Source organism: Mycobacterium sp. NGS57 (genome assembly GCF_059812405.1).
This window is the reverse complement of record NZ_JCALCP010000001.1, coordinates 169,445-190,111: the sequence shown is the minus strand read 5'-3', so window position 1 is coordinate 190,111 and position 20,667 is coordinate 169,445. Positions and strand designations below refer to the sequence as shown.

23 protein-coding genes are annotated in these 20,667 nt (G+C 71.0%); 7 read left to right on the top strand and 16 right to left on the bottom strand.

Annotation, left to right across the window (positions count from 1 at the left end; all coding sequences use genetic code 11):
* Nucleotides 1-170 precede the first annotated feature (170 nt).
* Together rpsO and AC5Y43_RS00925 are read right to left on the bottom strand one after the other, a co-directional pair.
* Nucleotides 171-440 (bottom strand): 30S ribosomal protein S15, encoded by a 270-nt coding sequence (gene rpsO / locus AC5Y43_RS00930; RefSeq protein WP_499968359.1) that lies wholly within the window; start codon nucleotides 438-440, stop codon nucleotides 171-173.
* 94 nt (nucleotides 441-534) lie between these two features.
* Nucleotides 535-1,503, bottom strand: a complete 969-nt coding sequence (locus AC5Y43_RS00925; RefSeq protein WP_499968357.1) for a bifunctional riboflavin kinase/FAD synthetase — start codon at nucleotides 1,501-1,503, stop codon at nucleotides 535-537.
* Between the two features lie 47 nt (nucleotides 1,504-1,550).
* Between AC5Y43_RS00925 and mntR the strand changes: the two genes are divergently transcribed.
* Nucleotides 1,551-2,255, top strand: a complete 705-nt coding sequence (gene mntR / locus AC5Y43_RS00920; RefSeq protein WP_499968355.1) for a manganese-binding transcriptional regulator MntR — start codon at nucleotides 1,551-1,553, stop codon at nucleotides 2,253-2,255.
* On the opposite strand, the gene AC5Y43_RS00915 is transcribed toward mntR, so the two are convergent.
* From AC5Y43_RS00915 to pptH, 5 genes are read right to left on the bottom strand one after another with little or no spacing between them, the layout of a single operon-like run.
* Nucleotides 2,252-3,496 (bottom strand): acyl-CoA dehydrogenase family protein, encoded by a 1,245-nt coding sequence (locus AC5Y43_RS00915; protein WP_499968353.1) that lies wholly within the window; start codon nucleotides 3,494-3,496, stop codon nucleotides 2,252-2,254. The two genes, mntR and AC5Y43_RS00915, sit on opposite strands and share 4 nt — an antisense overlap.
* Nucleotides 3,497-3,509: 13 nt before the next feature.
* Nucleotides 3,510-4,700 (bottom strand): lipid-transfer protein, encoded by a 1,191-nt coding sequence (locus tag AC5Y43_RS00910; protein ID WP_499968351.1) that lies wholly within the window; start codon nucleotides 4,698-4,700, stop codon nucleotides 3,510-3,512.
* A 47-nt stretch (nucleotides 4,701-4,747) separates the two neighbouring features.
* Nucleotides 4,748-5,668 carry a tRNA pseudouridine(55) synthase TruB gene (truB, locus tag AC5Y43_RS00905; protein WP_499968349.1) on the bottom strand — a complete coding sequence of 307 codons (921 nt, stop codon included), beginning with the start codon at nucleotides 5,666-5,668 and terminating at the stop codon, nucleotides 4,748-4,750.
* Nucleotides 5,623-6,321, bottom strand: a complete 699-nt coding sequence (gene pptT / locus AC5Y43_RS00900) for a 4'-phosphopantetheinyl transferase PptT (RefSeq protein WP_499968347.1) — start codon at nucleotides 6,319-6,321, stop codon at nucleotides 5,623-5,625. Before pptT ends, truB begins: the two co-directional genes overlap by 46 nt.
* Complete coding sequence (gene pptH / locus AC5Y43_RS00895) at nucleotides 6,318-7,283, bottom strand: ACP phosphodiesterase PptH (protein ID WP_499968345.1); 966 nt, start codon at nucleotides 7,281-7,283, stop codon at nucleotides 6,318-6,320. Before pptH ends, pptT begins: the two co-directional genes overlap by 4 nt.
* Nucleotides 7,284-7,424: 141 nt before the next feature.
* On the opposite strand from pptH, the gene AC5Y43_RS00890 reads away from it, so the two are divergent.
* The gene (locus AC5Y43_RS00890) at nucleotides 7,425-7,997 is read left to right on the top strand and encodes a DUF3558 domain-containing protein (RefSeq protein ID WP_499968343.1); all 573 of its coding nucleotides are present in this window, start codon (nucleotides 7,425-7,427) and stop codon (nucleotides 7,995-7,997) included.
* 9 nt (nucleotides 7,998-8,006) lie between these two features.
* Entirely contained in the window at nucleotides 8,007-9,719 is a 1,713-nt protein-coding gene (locus AC5Y43_RS00885; RefSeq protein WP_499968341.1) for a CocE/NonD family hydrolase, read from the top strand.
* Here AC5Y43_RS00885 and AC5Y43_RS00880 read toward each other — a convergent pair.
* Nucleotides 9,678-10,250 carry a DUF1802 family protein gene (locus AC5Y43_RS00880; protein WP_499968339.1) on the bottom strand — a complete coding sequence of 191 codons (573 nt, stop codon included), beginning with the start codon at nucleotides 10,248-10,250 and terminating at the stop codon, nucleotides 9,678-9,680. The two genes, AC5Y43_RS00885 and AC5Y43_RS00880, sit on opposite strands and share 42 nt — an antisense overlap.
* The gene (locus tag AC5Y43_RS00875) at nucleotides 10,247-10,495 is read right to left on the bottom strand and encodes a DUF2277 domain-containing protein (RefSeq protein WP_499968337.1); all 249 of its coding nucleotides are present in this window, start codon (nucleotides 10,493-10,495) and stop codon (nucleotides 10,247-10,249) included. Before AC5Y43_RS00875 ends, AC5Y43_RS00880 begins: the two co-directional genes overlap by 4 nt.
* A gap of 45 nt (nucleotides 10,496-10,540) precedes the next feature.
* Here AC5Y43_RS00875 and AC5Y43_RS00870 point away from each other — a divergent pair, with 45 nt between their 5' ends.
* Nucleotides 10,541-11,290 carry an enoyl-CoA hydratase gene (locus tag AC5Y43_RS00870; protein WP_499968335.1) on the top strand — a complete coding sequence of 250 codons (750 nt, stop codon included), beginning with the start codon at nucleotides 10,541-10,543 and terminating at the stop codon, nucleotides 11,288-11,290.
* A 62-nt stretch (nucleotides 11,291-11,352) separates the two neighbouring features.
* A complete protein-coding gene (locus AC5Y43_RS00865) occupies nucleotides 11,353-11,916 on the top strand; it encodes a hypothetical protein (protein ID WP_499968333.1) in 564 nt (187 codons plus the stop codon).
* A 9-nt stretch (nucleotides 11,917-11,925) separates the two neighbouring features.
* On the opposite strand, the gene AC5Y43_RS00860 is transcribed toward AC5Y43_RS00865, so the two are convergent.
* From AC5Y43_RS00860 to rimP, 7 genes are all read right to left on the bottom strand, one after another.
* On the bottom strand, nucleotides 11,926-13,236 hold the full coding sequence (locus tag AC5Y43_RS00860; protein ID WP_499968331.1) for an MATE family efflux transporter: 1,311 nt from the start codon (nucleotides 13,234-13,236) through the stop codon (nucleotides 11,926-11,928).
* Entirely contained in the window at nucleotides 13,229-14,236 is a 1,008-nt protein-coding gene (locus AC5Y43_RS00855; protein WP_499968329.1) for a DHH family phosphoesterase, read from the bottom strand. Before AC5Y43_RS00855 ends, AC5Y43_RS00860 begins: the two co-directional genes overlap by 8 nt.
* Nucleotides 14,211-14,693, bottom strand: coding sequence for a 30S ribosome-binding factor RbfA (gene rbfA / locus AC5Y43_RS00850; protein WP_499968327.1), 483 nt, complete (start codon nucleotides 14,691-14,693; stop codon nucleotides 14,211-14,213). The genes AC5Y43_RS00855 and rbfA overlap by 26 nt, the downstream gene beginning before the upstream one ends.
* The gene (gene infB, locus AC5Y43_RS00845) at nucleotides 14,693-17,407 is read right to left on the bottom strand and encodes a translation initiation factor IF-2 (RefSeq protein ID WP_499968325.1); all 2,715 of its coding nucleotides are present in this window, start codon (nucleotides 17,405-17,407) and stop codon (nucleotides 14,693-14,695) included. Before infB ends, rbfA begins: the two co-directional genes overlap by 1 nt.
* 89 nt (nucleotides 17,408-17,496) lie before the next feature.
* Entirely contained in the window at nucleotides 17,497-17,733 is a 237-nt protein-coding gene (locus tag AC5Y43_RS00840; RefSeq protein WP_499969344.1) for a YlxR family protein, read from the bottom strand.
* 164 nt (nucleotides 17,734-17,897) lie between these two features.
* Entirely contained in the window at nucleotides 17,898-18,941 is a 1,044-nt protein-coding gene (nusA, locus tag AC5Y43_RS00835) for a transcription termination factor NusA (RefSeq protein ID WP_499968323.1), read from the bottom strand.
* A gap of 76 nt (nucleotides 18,942-19,017) precedes the next feature.
* On the bottom strand, nucleotides 19,018-19,536 hold the full coding sequence (gene rimP, locus AC5Y43_RS00830) for a ribosome maturation factor RimP (RefSeq protein ID WP_499968321.1): 519 nt from the start codon (nucleotides 19,534-19,536) through the stop codon (nucleotides 19,018-19,020).
* 156 nt (nucleotides 19,537-19,692) lie between these two features.
* Here rimP and AC5Y43_RS00825 point away from each other — a divergent pair, with 156 nt between their 5' ends.
* A complete protein-coding gene (locus AC5Y43_RS00825) occupies nucleotides 19,693-20,220 on the top strand; it encodes a twin-arginine translocation signal domain-containing protein (protein ID WP_499968319.1) in 528 nt (175 codons plus the stop codon).
* Entirely contained in the window at nucleotides 20,217-20,663 is a 447-nt protein-coding gene (locus tag AC5Y43_RS00820) for a ferritin-like domain-containing protein (protein ID WP_499968317.1), read from the top strand. The genes AC5Y43_RS00825 and AC5Y43_RS00820 overlap by 4 nt, the downstream gene beginning before the upstream one ends.
* Nucleotides 20,664-20,667: the final 4 nt, after the last annotated feature.

Genomic DNA, 20,667 nt, shown 5'->3' with positions numbered 1-20,667 from the left:
CCCGATACAGACTGGGCTGCTTCCGCCTTGACACGCTGGAACGGCACACGCGGATCTGCGCGACCGCACCGTTTGTTCGGGCCGAACGGGCCCAGAACGCTCTCACTCTACACGGGCGCAGCGCCCCCGCCAGCGGGGACTCGGAGATAGCCGGGCCGCCCCGGCCCGGCTCAGCGGCGTAGGCCGAGCCGCTCGACGAGCGAGCGGTAGCGCTCCACGTCGATCTGCGACACGTATTTGAGCAGCCGGCGCCGGCGGCCCACCAGCAGCAGCAGCCCGCGCCGCGAGTGGTGGTCGTGCTTGTGCACCTTGAGGTGTTCGGTCAGGTCGGCGATCCGCCTGGTCAGCATCGCGACCTGGGCCTCCGGCGAGCCGGTGTCGGTCTCGTGCAGGCCGTAGGAGGTCAGGATTTCCTTTTTTTGCTCGGCGGTAAGCGCCACGAAAACATCTCCATCAATCGGTCCGCGATCAGGGTGGGAATCGGGGCGCGGCCACCGCGAACCGCAGCACGCGCCGATGTCGCCCGGCAGTTTATCAGCCGAGCAGGGCGCGGGCCCGCTCGGTGTCCCTGCCCATCGCGGCGACGAGTTCGGCCACCGAGTCGAACTTGCGCTGCCCGCGGATGCGCCCGACGAAGTCCAGCGCCACGTGCTGGCCGTAGAGGTCGGCGGTGGTGTCCAGGACGAACGCCTCGACGGTGCGGGTGCGGCCGGAGAACGTCGGGTTGGTGCCGACGGACACGGCTGCCTGGTAACGCTCGCCCGGGACGATCGTGCCGGTGACCGGCCCGGGCCCGAGCAGGGTGAACCACGCCGCGTACACGCCGTCGGCCGGGATGGCCGAATACATCGGCGGCGCCACGTTCGCGGTGGGAAAGCCCAGTTCCACGCCCCGCCCGTGGCCCCGGACGACGACGCCCTCGACGCGGTGCGGGCGGCCCAGCGCGTCGGCGGCCGCCACCATGTCGCCGGCGTCCACGCAGGACCGGATGTAGGTCGACGAGAACGTCACGGTCTCGTTGCTGTGATGTTCGGACAGCAGGGACATCGACTCCACCGCGAAGCCGAACCGCTCGCCGGCGCGGCGAAGGGTCTCGACGTTGCCGGCGGCCTTCTTGCCGAACGTGAAGTTCTCCCCCACCACCACCTCCACCACGTGCAGGTTTTCCACCAGCAGCTCGTGGATGTAGCGCTCCGGGGTGAGTTTCATGAAGTCGCTGGTGAACGGCATCACCAGGAAGACGTCGATGCCCAGCTCCTCGACCAGCTCGGCGCGGCGCGCGAGCGTCGTCAGCTGCGCGGGGTGGCTGCCCGGGTAGACCACTTCCATCGGGTGCGGGTCGAAGGTCATCAGCACGGACGGGACGTTGCGCGCGCGGCCGGCCTTGACCGCGTGCGCGATCAGCTCGGCGTGGCCCCGATGCACGCCGTCGAACACCCCGATGGTGACCACGCATCGGCCCCAGTCCGTCGGGATCTCGTCCTGGCCGCGCCACCGCTGCACGACCGCAAGCCTACGACGCGGGACGGGGTTGCCTAAACTTTCAGCTTGTGAAGGCTGACGACGAGCCCGGCGGGATCACCGCGGTCGGCCAGGACTATTTGAAGGTCATCTGGAATGCCCAGGAATGGTCCCCGGAAGGCGCGCCCGAGAAGGTCAGCACCAAAATGCTGGCCGACCGGATCGGGGTGTCGGCCAGCACGGCCTCGGAGTCGATCCGCAAGCTCGCCGAACAGGGCCTGGTCGATCACGAGAAGTACGGTGCGGTGACGCTGACCGAGGCCGGCCGTCGGGCCGCCCTGGAGGTGGTGCGCCGCCACCGGCTGTTGGAGACCTTCCTGGTCAACGAGCTCGGCTACGGCTGGGATGAAGTGCACGACGAGGCCGAGGTGCTCGAGCACGCGGTATCCGACCGCCTGGTGGCCCGCATCGACGCCAAGCTCGGGTACCCCCGGCGCGACCCGCACGGCGACCCGATCCCGGCCTCCGACGGGCAGGTGCCCACTCCGCCGGCGCGCCAGCTGTGGGCGTGCGGCGACGGCGACACCGGGACGGTGGCCCGCATCTCCGACGCCGACCCCGAGATGCTGCGTTATTTCACCGACGTCGGGATCCACCTGGACTCCCGGCTGCGGGTGCTGACCCGCCGGGAGTTCGCCGGGATGATCTCGGTGGCCATCGAATCCGCAGACGGCGCCGAGAACACCGTCGACCTGGGCAGCCCGGCGGCCCGGGCGATCTGGGTGCTGGCCTAGCTCAACAGCCCCTTGGCGATGTGGGTGACCTGGACCTCGTTGCTGCCGGCGTAGATCATCAGCGACTTGGCGTCGCGGGCCAGCTGCTCCACGCGGTACTCGGCCATGTAGCCGTTGCCGCCGAACAGCTGCACGGCCTCCATCGCCACGTCGGTGGCCGCCTCCGACGAGTAGAGCTTGATCGCCGACGCCTCGGCCAGCGTCAGCGGTTTGCCGGCCTGCTGGCGCTCGATGGTTTGAAACACCATGTTCTGCACGTTCATTCGCGCGATTTCCATCTTCGCCAGCTTGAGCTGGATCAGCTGGAACTGCCCGATGTTCTTGCCCCACAGGGTGCGGGACTTGGCGTAGTCCACGCACAGCCGGTGGCATTCGTTGATGATGCCCAGCGCCATCATCGCGATCCCGATCCGCTCGGCGGCGAAATTGTCGCGCGCGCTTTCGCGGCCGTCCCCGGCGGCGTGCTGCTCGCTCTCCCCCAGCAGCCGGTCGGGGGTCAGGCGCACGTTGTCGAAGAACAATTCGCCCGTCGGCGAGGACATCATGCCCATCTTCTTGAACGGCTTGCCCTGCGTCAGGCCGTCCATGCCCGCGTCGAGCACGAACACGAGCACCGGCCGGTTGCGCTTGTCCACCGAGGCGTCACCCTCGTCCAGCTTCGCGTAGACCACCAGGACGTCGGCGTAGGGCCCGTTGGTGATGAAGGTCTTCTGCCCGTTGAGGATGTAGTTCTCGCCGTCGCGCTTGACGTGGGTCTTCATGCCGCCGAACGCATCCGAGCCGGAGTCCGGCTCGGTGATGGCCCACGCCGCGATCTTCTTCAGCGTCATCAGGTCGGGCAGCCAGCGCTCCTTCTGGGCCAGGGTGCCGCGGCTCGCGATGGTCGCCGCACCCAGGCCCAGGCTGACCGACGCGGTGCTCAGCAACCCGATGCTGACGCCGGCGAGCTCGGAGACCAGCACCGCCATCATCGACGACTGCGCGCCGCCCGCCCCGAAACCGCCTGCACTGTCTTGTGTTTCGCCCTCCTCGCGCTGCCCGCTACGATCGCGGTCCAGCATCTTCTTGACCGCTTCGGCGGCCATCGCGTCGAGACCGAACTGGCTGAACAGCTTGCGGGCGATCGGATAGGGCGACAGGGCGCCGGTTTCCAGTTCGTCGAGGTGCGGGCGGATCTCCTTGTCGATGAACTGGCGAACGGCGTCCCGGACCATCAGGTCGGTGTCGGACCACTCGAACACGGGTGGCCCGGGGTCAGCGCTGGGCGCGCTGGTAGGCGGTCACGACGGCGGCGCCACCCAGCCCGATGTTGTGCTGCAGCGCGGCGGTGACGTTGTCGACCTGACGCTTGTCCGCGGCGCCCCGCAGCTGCCAGGTCAGCTCGGCGCACTGCGCCAGGCCCGTCGCGCCCAGCGGGTGGCCCTTGGAGATCAAACCGCCGGACGGGTTGACCACCCACCGCCCGCCGTAGGTGGTGTCGCCGTTGTCGATCAGCTTGGGGGCCTCCCCGGGCCCGCACAGGCCGAGCGCCTCGTACAGCAGCAGCTCGTTGGCCGAGAAGCAGTCGTGCAGCTCGATCACCTGGAAGTCCTCGGGACCCAGCCCGGACTGGTCGTAGACCTGTTGCGCGGCTTGCACATTCATGTCATAGCCGATGAGGTTCTTGGCGGACCCGTCGAACGACGAGGCGAAGTCGGTGGTCATGGCCTGGCCGACGATCTCCACCGACTGCTCGGCCAGCCCGTGGCTGTCGACGAAGCCCTCCGAGGCCAGGATCGCCGCGCCCGAGCCGTCGGATGTCGGCGAGCACTGCAGCTTGGTCAACGGGTCGGAGATCATCCGCGCCGCCAGGATGTCGTCGAGCGTGTAGGACTCCTGGAACTGCGCGAACGGGTTGTTGACGGAGTGCTTGTGGTTCTTGTAGCCGATCTTGGCGAAATGTTCTGCGGTGCTGCCGTATTGGCGCATGTGCTCGCGGCCGGCCGCGCCGAACATCCACGGCGCGACGGGCAGCGCGAACTCGTCGATCTCGGCCATCGCCTTGACGTGGCGGCCCATCGGCGACTCGCGGTCCTCGGCGCCCCCGCTCAGCGCGCCGGGCTGCATCTTCTCGAAGCCCAGCGCGATCGCGCAGTCGACGATCCCGCCGCGGATAGCCTGGGCCGCCAGGAACAGCGCCGTGGAACCGGTCGAGCAGTTGTTGTTGACATTGACGATCGGGATGCCGGTCATGCCCAGCTCGTAGAGCGCCCGCTGCCCGGAGGTGGAATCACCCGAGCAGTAGCCGACGTAGCCCTGCTGCACCTCGCGGTAGTCGATGCCGGCATCTTTCAGGGCGTTGGTGCCCGACTCGCGCGCCATGTCCGGGTAGTCCCAGCCCTCGCGGCGGCCCGGCTTCTCGAATTTCGTCATGCCGACGCCGACGACGTAAACCTTGCTGGACATGGCGCGCCCCTTTCAGACGGCTCGGAAACTCGCGCCCCAGCGTATTCCTAGAGCGTCGCGGGCCGTAACACCACCACCGGCTTCGTCCGCGACCCCTCGTCGCGCAGCAGGGCGATCACCCGGCCGTCGGGGTCGGCGGCGGCGTACACGCCGTCCAGGCCGGCGGGCGACAGCGGCCGCCCGTGGCTGGTCGCCTCGGCCTCCTCGGCGGACATCTCGCGGCGGGGAAACATCAGCAGGCACGCCTCGTCGAGGCTCAGGCTCAGCCGGGGCCGCTCGGCCAGGTCGTCCAGCGTCAGCGCCCGGTCCAGCCCGAAGCGCCCGACGCGGGTGCGCCGCAACGACGTCAGGTGCCCGCCGACGCCGAGCGCGGCGCCGAGGTCGCGGGCCAGCGCGCGGATGTAGGTGCCCGACGAGCAGTCCACCTCCACGTCGAAGTCGACGAGCCGGTCATGGGCTCGCACCGCCAGCAGCTCGAACCGGTCGATGCGCACCGGCCGCGGTTGCAGTTCGACGGTGTGGCCCTCGCGGACCAGCCGATACGCGCGGCGGCCGTCGACCTTGATCGCGCTGACCGCCGACGGCACCTGCTCGATGTCGCCACGCAGCACGGCCATCGCCCGGACGATGTCTTCGGTGGTCACATGCTCGGCGGAAATCGATTGCAGCAGTTCACCTTCGGCGTCCTCGGTGGACGTGGTCTGCCCCAGCCGGATCGTGGCGGCATACGACTTCGACGCCGCGGTCAGCAGGCCGAGGATCTTGGTGGCGCGCTCGACGCCGACCACCAGCACGCCGGTGGCCATCGGGTCCAGCGTCCCGGCGTGGCCCACCCTGCGGGTGGAAAAGATCCGCCGGCAGCGTCCCACCACGTCGTGACTGGTCATTCCGGCCGGCTTGTCGATCACGACCAGGCCCGCGTTCACAGCACGATGGCCGTCAGCACCAGGTCGCGCTCGACCGACCACCGGCCCCGCAGCGCCGTCAGCGGCGGGCCCGACAGCGCCTCGCCGTCGATCAGGATCTTGGATACGAAGACCCCGGTGGTGCCCCCGTCGGGCGGGTCGAGGTCGAACACGATGTGGGCGTCCTCGAAACCCAGCCACCGCTTGGTCAGCGGGAACCACGCCTTGTACGTCGCCTCCTTGGCGCAGAACAGGATTCGGTCCCAATGCAGGCCCTCGGGCAACGCGGCGATCTCGTGGCGTTCCTCGTCGAGGGTGATCGCGTCGAGCACGCCGTCGGGCAGCACGTCGTGCGGCTCGGCATCGATGCCGATCGAGCGCACCGCGCCGGCGCGTCCCACCACCGCGCCGCGGTAGCCCGTGCAGTGGGTGAGACTGCCGACCACTCCGTCGGGCCAGCACGGTTCGCCCTTGTCGCCCTTGAGGATCGGGACCGGCGGCACGCCGAGCTCACCCATCGCGATGCGGGCGCAGTGACGCACGGTGATGAACTCGTTGCGCCGCTTGGCCACCGACTTGGCGATCAGCGGCTCCTCCTCGGGCAACGGCGTCAGCCCGGGCGGATCGGAAAAGGCCTCGGCGTAGGCGAGATCGTCGGCCCCCGAATTGAGGAGGGTGTCGGGCAGCACCGACGACACCACTTTGGCCCCCGTCATCGGGACTGCCGCTGCCGCACTCGTTCCCGGAACTGCTCGGCCTGCCTGCGCATTTCGGGCGTGATCACGAAGTGTCCGCCGAAGTCGTTGAGGTAGCCGGGCGCGTACTGCGGATCCGGCAACACCTGGCGCAGCCAGGCATACGGCTTGCGGCGGCGCCACTCCCGCGGGTAACCGACCGACACCTCCTCGAAGCGCACGCCGTCATACCAGGTGGTGCGCGGAATGTGCAGGTGCCCGTACACCGAGCAGATGGCGTTGTAGCGGGTGTGCCAGTCGGCGGTCCTGGTGGTCCCGCACCACAGCGAGAACTCGGGGTAGAACAGCGCGTCGCAGGGCTCGCGCACCAACGGAAAGTGGTTCACCAGGATCGTGGGTGTCATCCAGTCCAGCTCTTCGAGGCGGGCCTGGGTGGCCGTCAGCCGCTCGCGGCACCAGGCCTCGCGGGTGGGGTACGGCTCGGACGAGAGCAGGAATTCGTCGGTGGCCACCACATTGCGCTCCCGCGCGATCGTCATGCCCTCGGCTTTGCTCGTCGCCCCCGCGGGCAAGAACGTGTAGTCGTACAGCAAAAACATCGGCACGATGGTGGCCGGGCCGCCGCGCTCGGTCCACACCGGGAACGGATGTTCGGGCGTGACGACGCCCAGCTCGTCGCACATGTCGACCAGGTGCTCGTAGCGCGCCTTGCCGAAAATCTGCAGGGGATCGCGGTTTGTGGTCCACAGTTCGTGGTTGCCGGGCACCCAGATCACCTTGGCGAACCGGCGTCGCAGCAGGTCAAGCGCCCAGCGGATCTCGTCGGTGCGTTCGGCGACATCGCCGGCGACGATCAGCCAGTCGTCCGGCGACGACGGGTACAGCGATTCGGTGACCGGCTTGTTGCCCAGATGCCCGGTGTGCAGGTCGGACACCGCCCACAGCGTCGGCTGCCCGCCGTTCGTCGATTCCCGAGTCGCCACGACTACCCAGCCTAACGACCCACTTCGGTGGGCCGGCCCTTGCAACCCGGGATTAGAACGTGTTCTCGTTTGACTGTGACGGTGCTGACCCGGCTTGTACACTCCCGGCAAGGGCCCGCCGAGGCGTCAGGGGGTGTCACGTTGGTCAATCTGCGTTTGCTGTCCGCGCTGGGCGCGCTGGGCGCGGCCGTGGTGCTGGGCTGGCAGTGCGCCCCGCCGGCGCCGGCCGGCGGCGGGCCGGTCGAGTTGCGGTCGACCGCCGCGCCGATGGAGACCACCATGAAGAGTCCCATCGTGGCGACCACCGACCCGCGGCCCTTCGACGCGTGCGAGGACATCCCGTTCGACGCGCTGCAGGGGCTGGGCTTGGCGTTCACGCCGCCCGAGCACGAGGACGGGCTGCGCTGCCACTTCGACGCGGGCAACTACCAGCTGGCCGTCGAGCCCATCATCTGGCGCACCTATGAGCAGTCGCTGCCCCCGGACGCCATCGAGACGACGATCCAGGGGCACCGCGCCGCGCAGTACTGGGTGATGAAGCCGACCTATCACAACAGCTTCTGGTTCTTCTCGTGCATGGTGGCGTTCAAGACCAGCTACGGGGTGCTCCAGCAGGCGCTGTACTACTCGACGGTCTACTCCAACCCCGAAGTCGACTGCATGTCCACCAATGTGCAGCGCGCCAACGACCTCGCGCCCTACTACAAGTTCTAGCCACCCCGGGTGAGCACGACGTCCACCAGCGCCGCGCGCTCCGGGCCGGGCGTCGCGGGGCGGATCGGCGACGACGCGCTCGGCCGGCTGTTGGGGCTGCCGCGGGCGAGCACCGAGTACACGGTGGGTCGCGTCGAGGTGCCGATGCGCGACGGGGTCGCGCTGGCCGCCGACCACTACGCGCCCGTCACCTCCAGCCCGGCGGGCACCCTGCTGGCCCGCGGCCCGTACGGTCGGGCGTTCCCGTTCTCGTGGACCTTCGCCCGGCTGTATGCCGCGCGCGGCTATCACGTCGTATTGCAAAGCGTGCGTGGCACATTCGGCTCGGGCGGCGAGTTCGAGCCGATGGTCAACGAGGCCGCCGACGGTGCCGACACGGTCGATTGGCTGCGCGAGCAGCCGTGGTTCACCGGGCGGTTCGCCACCGTCGGGGTGTCCTATCTGGGCTTCACCCAGTGGGCGGTGTTGCAGGATCCCCCGCCGGAGCTGGCCGCCGCCGTCATCACCGCCGGCCCGCACGATTTCAACGCCTCTGCGTGGGACACCGGCTCGTTCACCGTCAACGATTTTCTGGGCTGGTGCGATCAGGTCGCCCACCAGGAGGAGCCGTCGCGCATCCGGCTGGTGCGCCGCCAGCTGCAGGCCCGGCGCAGGGTGCCCGAAACGGCCGCCGCGCTACCCCTCGGCGACGCGGCCCGGGAGCTGCTCGGCCCGGGCGCGCCGTGGTTCGAATCGTGGGCCGAACACGACGACCGCAACGACGCGTTCTGGGACCCGCTGCGCTTCACCGAGGCGCTGGACCGGGTGCGGGTGCCGGTGCTGCTCATCGGCGGCTGGCAGGACATCTTCCTGCGCCAGACCCTGCAACAGTACGTGCATCTGCGCGGCCGGGGTGTCGACGCGGCGCTCACCGTGGGGCCCTGGATGCACGCCCAGCTGCTCGGCAAGGGCCTGCCCACCGGCGCGCGGGACACGCTGGACTGGCTCGACACGCACCTGGCCGGCGCGGCCCCACGCCGGCCCGACCGGGTCCGCGTCCACGTCAACGGCCTGGGCTGGCGCACCCTGCCCGACTGGCCGCCCGCGACCGCCGAACGGGCGCTGTATCTGCGGCCCGGCGGCCACCTGGGCGAGACGGCGCCGACGGACCTAACCGGCCTGGCGCCGGCGACATTTCGCTACGACCCCGCCGACCCGACACCCACCACCGGTGGCCCGCTGCTGTCCCCGGACGGGGGCTACCGCGACGACAGCCGCCTCGCGTTGCGCGACGACGTGCTGGCCTTCACCAGCCTCACCCTCGCCCGCGACGTGTGCGTCTACGGCAATCCGGTTGTGGAGCTCGAGCACAGCGCCGACAATCGCCACGTCGACCTGTTCGTCCGGGTGAGCGAGGTGGACGCCAGGGGCCGCTCCCGCAACGTCAGCGACGGCTACCTGCGGCTGAACCCCGCGGGACCCGGCGGGAGGACCGTGCGGATCGAACTCGACGGCGTGGCCCACCGCTTCCGTGCCGGATCCCGCATCCGCGTCCTGATCGCGGGGGGTTGGTTCCCCCGCTTCGCGCGCAACCTCGGCACCGGCGAACCCTTGCTGACCGCCGCGCAGATCCGGCCGGCCACGCACTCGGTGCACTACGGAGGCTCGCGGCTGCTGCTGCCCGTCGGCCCCGGCGACCCGTCAGCCGACCGCGTCGCGGACCCGCCGGGCGACCCCGTCTAGCGCGGCGTCGTCGTACACCGGCGCGGCCAGCCGCACATCGGTCAGCGGAAGCTGCACCCAGCTGACGCAGCCCGCGTATTGGGGTACCCGCGCGATCGGCACCGGCTCGGCCAGCGGAAGCACCGACACCACCAGCACCGCCAGCCGGTGTCTGGGCCGGAAGTCGAGCCGGTCCGCGCGCACAGACTCGGCGGTCCAGATGTGCAGGTCCTCGATCGCCGCAAGGCCGTCGGGCCGGTTGACCTCTTGTGCGGCAACGACTTTCGCCGCGGCGCGCAGCACCAGGCGCTCGTCGGTGCTGTCGGCGGCCCCGGCCTCCAACAAGTCGCGGTGCTCGGGGCGGACGCGCTCGGCGTGGCTGTGGGCGACGGTCGGGAACAGCAGGAACTCGCGGGCCGCCAGTCCCCCGCAAGCGGGCGGTACCACGAACCGCTTCTCGCCGATCCCGCCCTTGCGCAGCAGCACCCGCTGCCGGCCGTCGAGCAGCGCGTGCACGACCGCGCCCCACTCCTTGAGCGCGGTCGCCGTCACCCGGTCGCCAGCCGGCGCAGCGGCGGGACGGTCTTCGGCGGCCGGCGCCGCGCCGGCAGGGCCGCCAGCAACCGCGCCGTCGTCTCGGTGACCTCGGCAACCGCGGCCTCGAACGCCTCGGCGTTGGCGGCCGAGGGGTGCCTGACGCCGCTGACCTTGCGCACGTACTGGCGCGCGGCCGCCGCGATCTCCTCGGGAGTGACCGCCGGTTGCAGGCCGCGCAGTTCGGTGATGTTCCGGCACATGGCTCAACGATAGGCGCGGGCGCGACCTCCTTTACGGTGAGACACATGACCGACGACATCCTGCTGATCGACACCGAGGAGCGGGTGCGCACGCTCACGCTCAACCGGCCCCAGGCACGCAACGCGCTGTCGGCGGCCTTGCGGGACCGGTTCTTCGGCGCCCTGGCCGACGCCGAGGGCGACGCCGACGTCGACGTCGTCGTCGTCACCGGCGCCGACCCGGTGTTCTGCGCGGGCCTGGACCTCAAGGAGCTGGGCGGGCAGTCGGCGCTGCCGGACATCTCGCCGCGCTGGCCGGCGATGACCAAGCCGGTGATCGGGGCGATCAACGGCGCCGCGGTCACCGGCGGCCTGGAGCTGGCGCTGTACTGCGACGTGCTGATCGCGTCGGAGCAGGCCCGCTTCGCCGACACGCACGCCCGGGTGGGGCTGCTGCCCACCTGGGGACTGAGCGTGCGGCTACCCCAGAAGGTGGGCGTCGGGATGGCCCGGCGGATGAGCCTCACCGGGGACTACCTGTCGGCCGCCGACGCGCTGCGCGCCGGGCTGGTGACCGAGGTGGTGCCGCACGACCGGCTGCTGCCCGCCGCCCGCCAGGTGGCGGCGTCGATCGTCGGCAACAACCAGAACGCGGTGCGCGCGCTGCTGGCCTCGTACCACCGCATCGACGACACCGACACCAGCACCGGGCTGTGGCTGGAGGCGACGGCGGCGCGGCAATTCCGGACCACCCCCGGCGACATCGCCGCCAACCGCGAGAAGGTGCTGCAGCGCGGGCGCGCCCAGGTGCGTTAGCGACGGGCCCGCGGGGGCAATACCATCCCCACAGCAGTAACTGTCGGCGCGGGAGGACTCGAATGCGTGCTGGTCGGCTCACCGTGGGGGCGCTGGCTGCGGCGCTGATGTCGCTGCCCGCGCCGCAGGCCGGCGCGGCGCCGCCGCCGGGATTTCCCAACCTCGACAATTTCACCGCGGTTTCCGCCGACGGCTACGCAACGGCCCCGCGCCAGGGCGACGCCCCCCGCATCAGCTTTTCCGTCACGCCGACGCTGGTGTGCGACTTCTATGGCGGCACCACGCCCCCGGCGCAGCCGTCGCAGGACATCAAGTGCACCGGCGACATGCCCGGGATGGACGACGTCCCGATTTCCGGCGGCGGCCGCCCGAAGCCGGGCGATTGCGTGGTGGGTGCGGCGAACTTCAAGGGTCCGGGCTACGCGTTGAGCCGCATGTCCTACGGCGGCTGCGACGGCAACCCTCCCCCGCTACCGCCGGCCGGCAAGCCGTTGGGCGTGGGCCAGAAGTTGACCTACCTCAACGTGACCTGCGCGGTGGGCGCCGACAACTTGGTCGCCTGCCTGGATACCACCAGCGGCGACCACGGGTTCGTGCTGCAGCGCTTTGGGAGCTGGGCGTTCTAGGAGATCCGGTCAGCCGGGCGTGACGGCCCAGCGGCCCGTCGCGGTCCGCCAGCCCACGAAGACCAGCCGCAGCACGATGAACGCACTCAGGCCCGCCCAGATCCCCGCCAGGCCCCAGCCGAAGATCAGCGACAGCCAGATCAGCGGCAGGAAGCCGGCCAGCGCGCTGACCACGGTGGCGGTGCGCATGAAGGCGGCGTCGCCGGCGCCCAGCAGCACGCCGTCCAAAGCGAAAACCGCTCCCGCACAAGGTAGTTGGGCCACCAGAAACCACCACGGCACGCCGATCGCGGCCAGCACCGAACGGTCACCGGTGAACAGTTGGGGCAGCGCGCGAAAGCCCGCCGCGAACGCCGCCGCCAGCAGCGCGGCGGCCGCCGTCGAAAACACCGTCACCCGCCGGGCCACCGATTTGGCGTGCGGCACGTCGCCGGCCCCGAGCGCCGCCCCCACCAGTGCCTGCGCCGCTATCGCCAGCGAATCCAGAACCAGCGCAAGGAATTCCCACAGCTGCAGCACGACCTGGTGCGCCGCCAGCGCCGACGCGCCGAACCGGGCGGCCACCGCGGCCGCCGAGACGAAGCAGGCCTGGAAGGCCAGGGTCCGCACCACCAGGTCGCGACCCAGCACCAGCTGGGCCCGCAGCACCGCACGGTCGCACCGCAACGGCACCCGTTCGGCCAGCAGCGCGCGCCCGAACAGCACCGCGGCCAGCCACTGCCCGGCCACGTTGGCCACCGCCGACCCGGCCAGACCCAGGCGCGGCAGCCCCAGCCACCCGTAGACCAGCTGCGGGCACAGCAGCGCGGAGAGGCTGAACCCGGCGGTCACGTAACGCAACGGGCGCGCGGTGTCCTGCACGCCGCGCATCCACCCGTTGCCGGCCAGCGACACCACGATCGCCGGGGCGCCCAGGATGGCGATCCGCAGCCACGGCAACGCCGCGCCGGCGATGTCGCCGCGCCCCGGATGATCACCGGCGATGACCGACACCAGCGGCACGGCGGCGGCCTGCACCGCAACCACCACCACCGCGCCCAGCCCCAGGGCCATCCAGGTCGCCTGCACCCCCTCGACGACCGCCGCCTCGCGCCGCCCGGCGCCGAAGTGACGGGCCGAGCGCGCCGTCGTGCCGTAGGACAGAAACGTCAGGTCCGACGCCACCAGGCCCAGCACCAAGGCCCCGACGGCCAGCCCGGCCAGGCTCAGCGCGCCGAGCCGGCCGACGACCGCGGTGTCGAACAGCAGGTAGAGCGGCTCGGCCGCCAGCACCCCCAGCGCCGGTAGCGCCAGCTTCGCGATCTGGCGGTATTCAGCCAAGCGCCGTGCGCAGCGACGCGACGGCGTCGTCGATCGAGCCGGCGGTCGAATACCCGGCGGCCAGCCGGTGGCCGCCGCCGCCGAACCCGGACGCGACGGCCGCCAGGTCGACGTCGGCCTTGGCCCGCATCGACACCGACCACTGCCGCGGCGCGACCTCCTTGAAGACCGCCGCCACCTCCGCCTGCCGCGTGGTGCGCACGATGTCGACGATGCTCTCGACCTCCTCCGGGCGAGAGCTGATCCAGTCGGGATGCCCGACGACCGCGTAGACCAGCCCGCGGCCGCCGGCCGCGGCGGGCAGCAGCCGCGCCGAGGCCAGCACCCGCGACAGCAGCGGCAGCCACACGAACGGGTGGGTGTCCATCAGCGTGCGGCTGATCGCGGCGTTGTCGACGCCGACGTCGACCAGCCGCGCCGCCAGCCGCAGCGCGCGTGCGCTGGCCCAGCGGAACGACCCGGTGTCGGTCGTCAGGCCCGCGTAGATGCAGTGCGCCACCTCGGGGTCGATCGGCTCGCCCCAGGCGTCGAGGATGTCGGCGATCATCATCGTGGTCGAGTCCGCCGACACGTCGATGAAGTTGGCGGTGCCGAACAGGTCGTTGGAGGCGTGGTGGTCGATGACCAGCAAGTCGCGGCCGCGACCCGCCAGGTCGCTCAACTCCCCCAGCCGCTTGACGCTCGGAACATCAACCGTCACAACCAGTTCGGCGTCGCGGCGCAGGGCGTCCGGGGCCACCAGCAACCGGCAGCCCGGCAACGAGGCCAGCGACTCAGGCAGCGTCTCGGGCGCGGCGAAACTGACCTCGACGCGCTTGCCGCGCCTGTCGAGCACCAGCGCCAGTGCCAGCCCCGCGCCGATGGTGTCGGCGTCGGGGTGAACGTGGGCGATTACCGCCACCGTCGCGGCGCCCGACAGCAACTCCACGGCCCCGGCGGCATCCACGGACCGCCCCGGTGCCGCGCCGGACAGTTCAGTCGTCGGGTCGATCGCCGTCACCGGTGTCTCCGTCGCGTGCGTCACTGCCCCCGCTAACCCGGTACGGATCGGCCTCCCCGGCCGGCTTGGCACCCGAACGAACCCGCGCCAGGTCGGCGTCGGCGACGCGGGCACGCTCGAGCAACTCGTCCATGCGCTGCACGTGGTCGGCCGTCGTGTCGCGGGTGAACGTCAGCGTGGGCGTGAACCGCACGCCGGTGCCCGCCCCGACCATGGTGCGCAGCGCGCCCTTGGCCCGCTCCAGCGCGGCCGCGGCACCGTCGTAGTCGGGCTCGTCGTCGAGCGTGCGGCCCATCACCGTGTAGAACACCGTCGCGTCGTGCAGGTCGGCGGTCACCTTGGCGTCGACGACGGTCACGCCGTCCAGCCCCGGGTCCTTGATCTCGAACTCGATCGCCGAGGCGACGATCGTGAAGATCCGCTTCGCCAGCCGGCGCGCCCGCGCGGGATCCGCCATCAGGTGCGTTCCTTCTGCACGAGTTCGTAGGACTCGATGATGTCGCCTTCCTTGATGTCGGAGTAGCCCAGCGTCATACCGCATTCGAAGCCCTCGCGGACCTCGGTCACGTCGTCCTTCTCGCGGCGCAGCGAGTTGATCGTGAGGTTCTCGGTGACCACGATGTTGTCCCGCAGCAGCCGGGCCTTCGCGTTGCGGCGCACCACGCCCGAGCTGATCATGCAGCCGGCGATGATGCCCACCTTCGAGGACCGGAAGATCGCCCGGATCTCGGCGCGACCGAGCTGGTTTTCCTCGTAGATCGGCTTGAGCATGCCGCGCAGGGCCTTCTCGATCTCGTCGATCGCCTGGTAGATCACCGAGTAGTAGCGGATCTCCACGCCCTCGCGGTTGGCCAGCTCGGTGGCCTTGCCCTCGGCGCGCACGTTGAAGCCGATGATGATCGCGTCCGAGGCCGACGCCAGGTTGACGTTGGTCTCGGTGATGCCACCGACACCGCGGTCGATGACGCGCAGCGCCACCTCGTCGTCGATCTCGATGCCCATCAGGGCCTCTTCGAGCGCCTCGACCGTACCGGCGTTGTCGCCCTTGAGGATCAGGTTCAGCTGGCTGGTTTCCTTCAGCGCCGAGTCCAGGTCCTCCAGGCTGATCCGCTTGCGGCTGCGCGCCGCCAGCGCGTTGCGCTTGCGCGCGCTGCGCTTGTCGGCGATCTGGCGGGCGATGCGGTCCTCGTCGACGACCAGCAGGTTGTCGCCGGCACCGGGCACCGACGTGAAGCCGATGACCTGCACCGGCCGCGACGGCAGCGCCTCCTCGACGTCTTCACCGTGTTCGTCGACCATGCGCCGGACGCGCCCGTAGGCGTCGCCGGCCACCACCGAGTCACCGACGCGCAGCGTGCCGCGCTGCACCAGTACGGTCGCGACCGGGCCGCGGCCGCGGTCCAGGTGTGCCTCGATGGCCACACCCTGCGCCTCCATGTCGGGGTTGGCCCGCAGGTCCAGCGCCGCGTCGGCGGTCAGCAGCACCGCCTCCTCGAGGGCCTCGATGTTGGTGCCCACCTTCGCCGAGATGTCCACGAACATCGTGTCGCCACCGAAATCCTCTGACACCAAACCGAATTCGGTGAGCTGCCCGCGGATCTTGGCGGGGTCGGCGCCCTCCTTGTCGATCTTGTTGACCGCCACCACGATCGGCACGTCGGCGGCCTGCGCGTGGTTGATGGCCTCCACGGTCTGCGGCATCACGCCGTCGTCGGCCGCGACCACCAGGATGGCGATGTCGGTGGCCTTGGCGCCGCGGGCACGCATGGCGGTGAACGCCTCGTGGCCCGGGGTGTCGATGAAGGTGATCAGCCGCTCGGTGCCGTCGAAGTCGACGGCCACCTGGTAGGCGCCGATGTGCTGGGTGATGCCGCCGGCCTCGGCCTCGCGGACGTTGGCCTTGCGGATGGTGTCCAGCAGCCGGGTTTTACCGTGGTCGACGTGGCCCATCACGGTCACCACCGGCGGACGGGTCTGCAGGTCCTCCTCGGTGCCCTCGTCCTCGCCGTAGGTCAGGTCGAAGGACTCCAGCAGCTCGCGGTCCTCGTCCTCCGGGCTGACGACCTGGACGACGTAGTTCATCTCGCTGCCCAGCAACTCGAGCGTCTCGTCGCCGACCGACTGGGTGGCCGTCACCATCTCGCCGAGGTTGAACAGCGCCTGCACCAGCGAGGCCGGGTTGGCGTTGATCTTGTCGGCGAAGTCGGACAGCGACGCCCCGCGCGCCAGGCGGATCGTCTCGCCGTTGCCGTGCGGCAACCGCACGCCGCCGACGACCGGCGCCTGCATGTTCTCGTACTCGGCGCGTTTCGCCCGCTTCGACTTGCGGCCACGCCGGGGCGCGCCGCCGGGACGGCCGAACGCGCCCGCGGCACCGCCGCGCTGGCCGGGGCGGCCACCACCGCCGCCGGGGCGGCCGCGGAAACCGCCGCCCGCACCGCCCCCGGGCGGGGCGCCGACGCCGCCGCCACCGCGGTAGTTGCCGCCACCGCCATCGGAGCGGCCACCGGGGCCGCCGGGCCTGCCGCCCCCGGGTCGCGGGGCGCCGGGCCGGGCCGGGCGGCCCTGCCCCGCGGCGCCCCCGGGCCGCGGCGGCATGCTGCCGGGCGAAGCGCCGGGACGCGGCGCACCCGGACGGGGCGCACCGGGCCGGGGCACCGGGCGAGGGATGGGCCGGTCGACGGGTTGCGCCGACGAGAACGGGTTGTTGCCGACGCGCGGGGTGCGGACCCCGGGCTTCGGCGCCGGGCCGGGCCGGGCGCCCGGCGCCATGCCGGGATGGGCGGCCGGCTGGCCGGGGACCGGCGGCGCGGGCTGCCCGGGGGCCGGCCGCGGGGGCGCGGGGGGCGCATCGGTGGCGGCCTGCGCGGCGGCGGGTGCCGGCGGCGCGGACGCGGCGGTCGCCTCGCCGTTGCCGGCCGGCTTGCCGACCGCCTGGTCGAGGGCTTTATCGAGGGACTTGTCGGGCGTCTTGGCGGGCGCCTTCGCAGCCTTTTCAGGGGCCGGCTTGCTGCCGCCGAACGCCTCGCGCAGCCGGCGGGCCACCGGCGCCTCGACCGTCGAGGATGCGGATTTGACGAATTCGCCCTGTTCGCTCAGCCGGGCGAGAACTTCCTTGCTGGTGACACCGAGTTCCTTGGCCAACTCGTGTACGCGGGCCTTACCTGCCACTACATCTCCTGTCTATGAGGCGACAGTCGTGTGGGCGGCCGCGCCTCGGGAATTAGCTGTAACGCATGTTGATCCGAGTCATCGGGACTTCACGGTGTGCTCATGTTCTTGCTACCTGTTCTGTTGCCGGGCGAGTCGGGCTGTCGTAACAGCTCGACCACCGCGGAGGTGTCCGGTGAACCGGTGATGCGCAACGCTCTGGTGAAAGCCCGCCGCCGGATCGCCTGTTGTACGCACTGCGGTTCGGGATGCAACCACGCACCCCGCCCCGGCAGGTTACTCCTGCTGTCAACGATCACGGCGTATTCGCCGTTCCCCGTCGACACAGCCACCACTCGAAGCAGTTCGGCGGCCAACTCTCGCTTCCGGCACCCCACGCACGTCCGCACCGGTCCGCCGGTGCTTCGGTGCGCGCAACGTGATCGGGGTTCCGAAGGCTCGCGCTGGATCACGCGCTAGTTTAGCGCCCCTCGACCGGAGCTCCGAACGGCTAGCGGTCGTGGGCCACCGGATGGCTGGCGCCGTGTTCGGGGTGGTCCTCGGCGTGCCCCGGTGAATCACCGCGGATGTCGATGCGCCATCCCGTGAGCCGGGCGGCCAGCCGGGCGTTCTGGCCCTCCTTGCCGATGGCCAGCGACAGCTGGAAGTCGGGCACCACCACGCGCGCGGCGCGGGCGGTCTGGTCGATGACCGCCACCGAGACCACCTTCGCCGGCGACAGCGCGTTGGCGACGAAGCGGGCCGCGTCCTCGTCGTAGTCGATGATGTCGATCTTCTCCCCGGACAGTTCGCTCATCACGTTGCGGACCCGCTGCCCCATCGGGCCGATGCACGCCCCTTTGGCGTTCAGCCCGGGAACGTTGGAGCGCACCGCGATCTTGGAGCGATGGCCGGCCTCGCGGGCGACCGCCACGATCTCCACCGACCCGTCGGCGATTTCGGGGACCTCCAGCGAGAACAGCTTGCGGACCAGGTTGGGGTGGGTACGGGACAGCGTGATCAGCGGCTCGCGGGACCCGCGGGTGACGCCGACGACATAGCAGCGGACCCGGTTGCCGTGCTCGTAGCTCTCGCCGGGGACCTGTTCGGCGGCCGGGATGACGCCCTCGGACGCCTTGGTCTCGGTGCCCATCCGCACGACGATCAGGCCGCGCGCGTTGGCCCGGCTGTCCCGCTGGATGACGCCGGCGACGATCTCGCCCTCGCGGGTGGAGAACTCGCCGTAGGTGCGCTCGTTTTCGGCGTCCCGGAACCGTTGCAGCATCACCTGCCGCGCGGTCGTCGCGGCGATGCGGCCGAAACCCTCAGGCGTGTCGTCCCATTCGCTGATGACGTTGCCGTCCTCGTCGGTCTCGCACGCGATCACCTGTACGACGCCGGTCTTGCGGTCGATTTCGATGCGGGCCTCGTTCTGGTGGCCCTGGGTGTGCCGGTAGGCGGTCAGCAGCGCGGACTTGATCGTCTCGAGGAGCTCGTTGACCGAGATGCCCCGGTCCACCTCGATCGCATGCAGCGCGCCCATGTCGATGTTCATCAGCGCCGCTCCTCTCCCCCGCAAGCGGGAGGTGCCCCCACATCGCTCTTGCGCTCTGCATCGTCGCCGGCGCGGTTCATGTTGCGGCCTCCGTCCCCGTCGCGAGTTCCATCTCCACCTGGCTTGGCGACGAAAACTCAACCTGCACAACGGCTTTCGTGATCTCGGCGAGTGAGACTTCGCGTAGCGTCCAGTCCCGCCCGGCGCGGACCACCAGCGCGACCGTGCCGTCGCGGGTCTCGCCGACGCGCCCGGTCAGCCGTGACCCATCCGACAGCGCGATGTCGACCCGGCGACCGCGGGCGCGGCGGAAGTGCTTCTCGCTGGTCAGCGGGCGCTCAACCCCGGGCGAGGAGACCTCGAGCACATAGCCGTCGGCGGTGCGGTCCAGCCCGTCCAGCAAAACCGACGCCGAACGCGACAGGGTGGCGATCGTGTCCAGGTCGAGGGGGTCGTCGCCGTCGGCGACCACCGTGATCCGCGGCGGGCGCGCACGGGTGTCGATGACCACGTCTTCGATTTCGTAACCGGCGCGCGCGAACTCACCGCCGAGTAGCTCGATCACCTGCGTCTGTGAAGGTAGCCCGGTGGTCACGGCGAGCTCCTCATCTTGAGTTGTCCGGTCATCTGGCGGAGGAGCCACCCTAGTGGCTTCCGGGTGGCTTCCGGTCTAGTAGCTATCCACGATACGCCAGGATTTCGCCCAGAACGGGCGGACCGCGGCGTGGTCACCGCGTGGCAGGATGTTGCTGTGTCCAGCGCAGCACCCGTCACCAACCGGCGGGGCGTGCTCGCCGGTGCCGCGGCCCTCGCCGCGCTCGGGGTGGTCGCCTCCGCCTGCGGCGAATCCCCGCCCAAGCCGCCGGCCGTCGAGAACCTTTGGGGGCCGCTGGACCAGGCCCGCAAGGACAGCGCGCTCGCCGCCGCCGCCGCCGCGGCCGTCGGCACCCCGCCGCAGATCGCGGCCGCGCTGAGCGTGGTCGCGAACCAGCGCGGCGCGCATGCCCGCGCCCTGTCGACGGAGATCTCGCGGGCCGCCGGCAAGCTCGCCTCCTCGTCGACCGAGACGACCAGCCCCGGCCCGCCCCCGCCGCCGGGCCCGCCCCCGCCGCCGCCGCCGGTGTCCGACGTGATCGACTCGCTGCACGCGTCGGCCGACGGCGCCGCGCGCCTGGTGGCGAGCGAATCGGGCTACCGGGCGGGGCTGCTGGCCTCGATCGCCGCGTCCTGCACGGCGTCCTACCTGGTGGCGCTGGTGCCCGGGGGCCCGTCGATATGAGCTCGGGCAAGGACGCCGACAACGCCGCGCTGTGCGACGCGCTTGCCATCGAACACTCGACCGTCTACGGCTACGGCATCGTGTCGGCGATGTCGCCGCCCAGCGTCAACGGCATGGTGGTCGAGGCCCTGACCCAGCACCGCCAGCGCCGCGACGACGTCATCGCGATGCTGTCCGCCCGCCAGGTCAACGCCCCGGTGGCCGCCGCGGGCTACCAGTTGCCGCTGCTGGTGGCCAGCCCGGCGGACGCGGCGCGGCTGGCGGTCCGGATGGAGAACGACGGCGCGATCGCGTGGCGCGCGGTCATCGAGCGCGCCGAGACCGCCGACGACCGCGCGTTCGCTTCGACGGCGCTGACGCAGAGTGCGGTCATGGGCGCCCGGTGGAACCGGGTGCTGGGCGCCTGGCCCATCACGACGAGTTTCCCGGGCGGCAACGAGTAGCCGC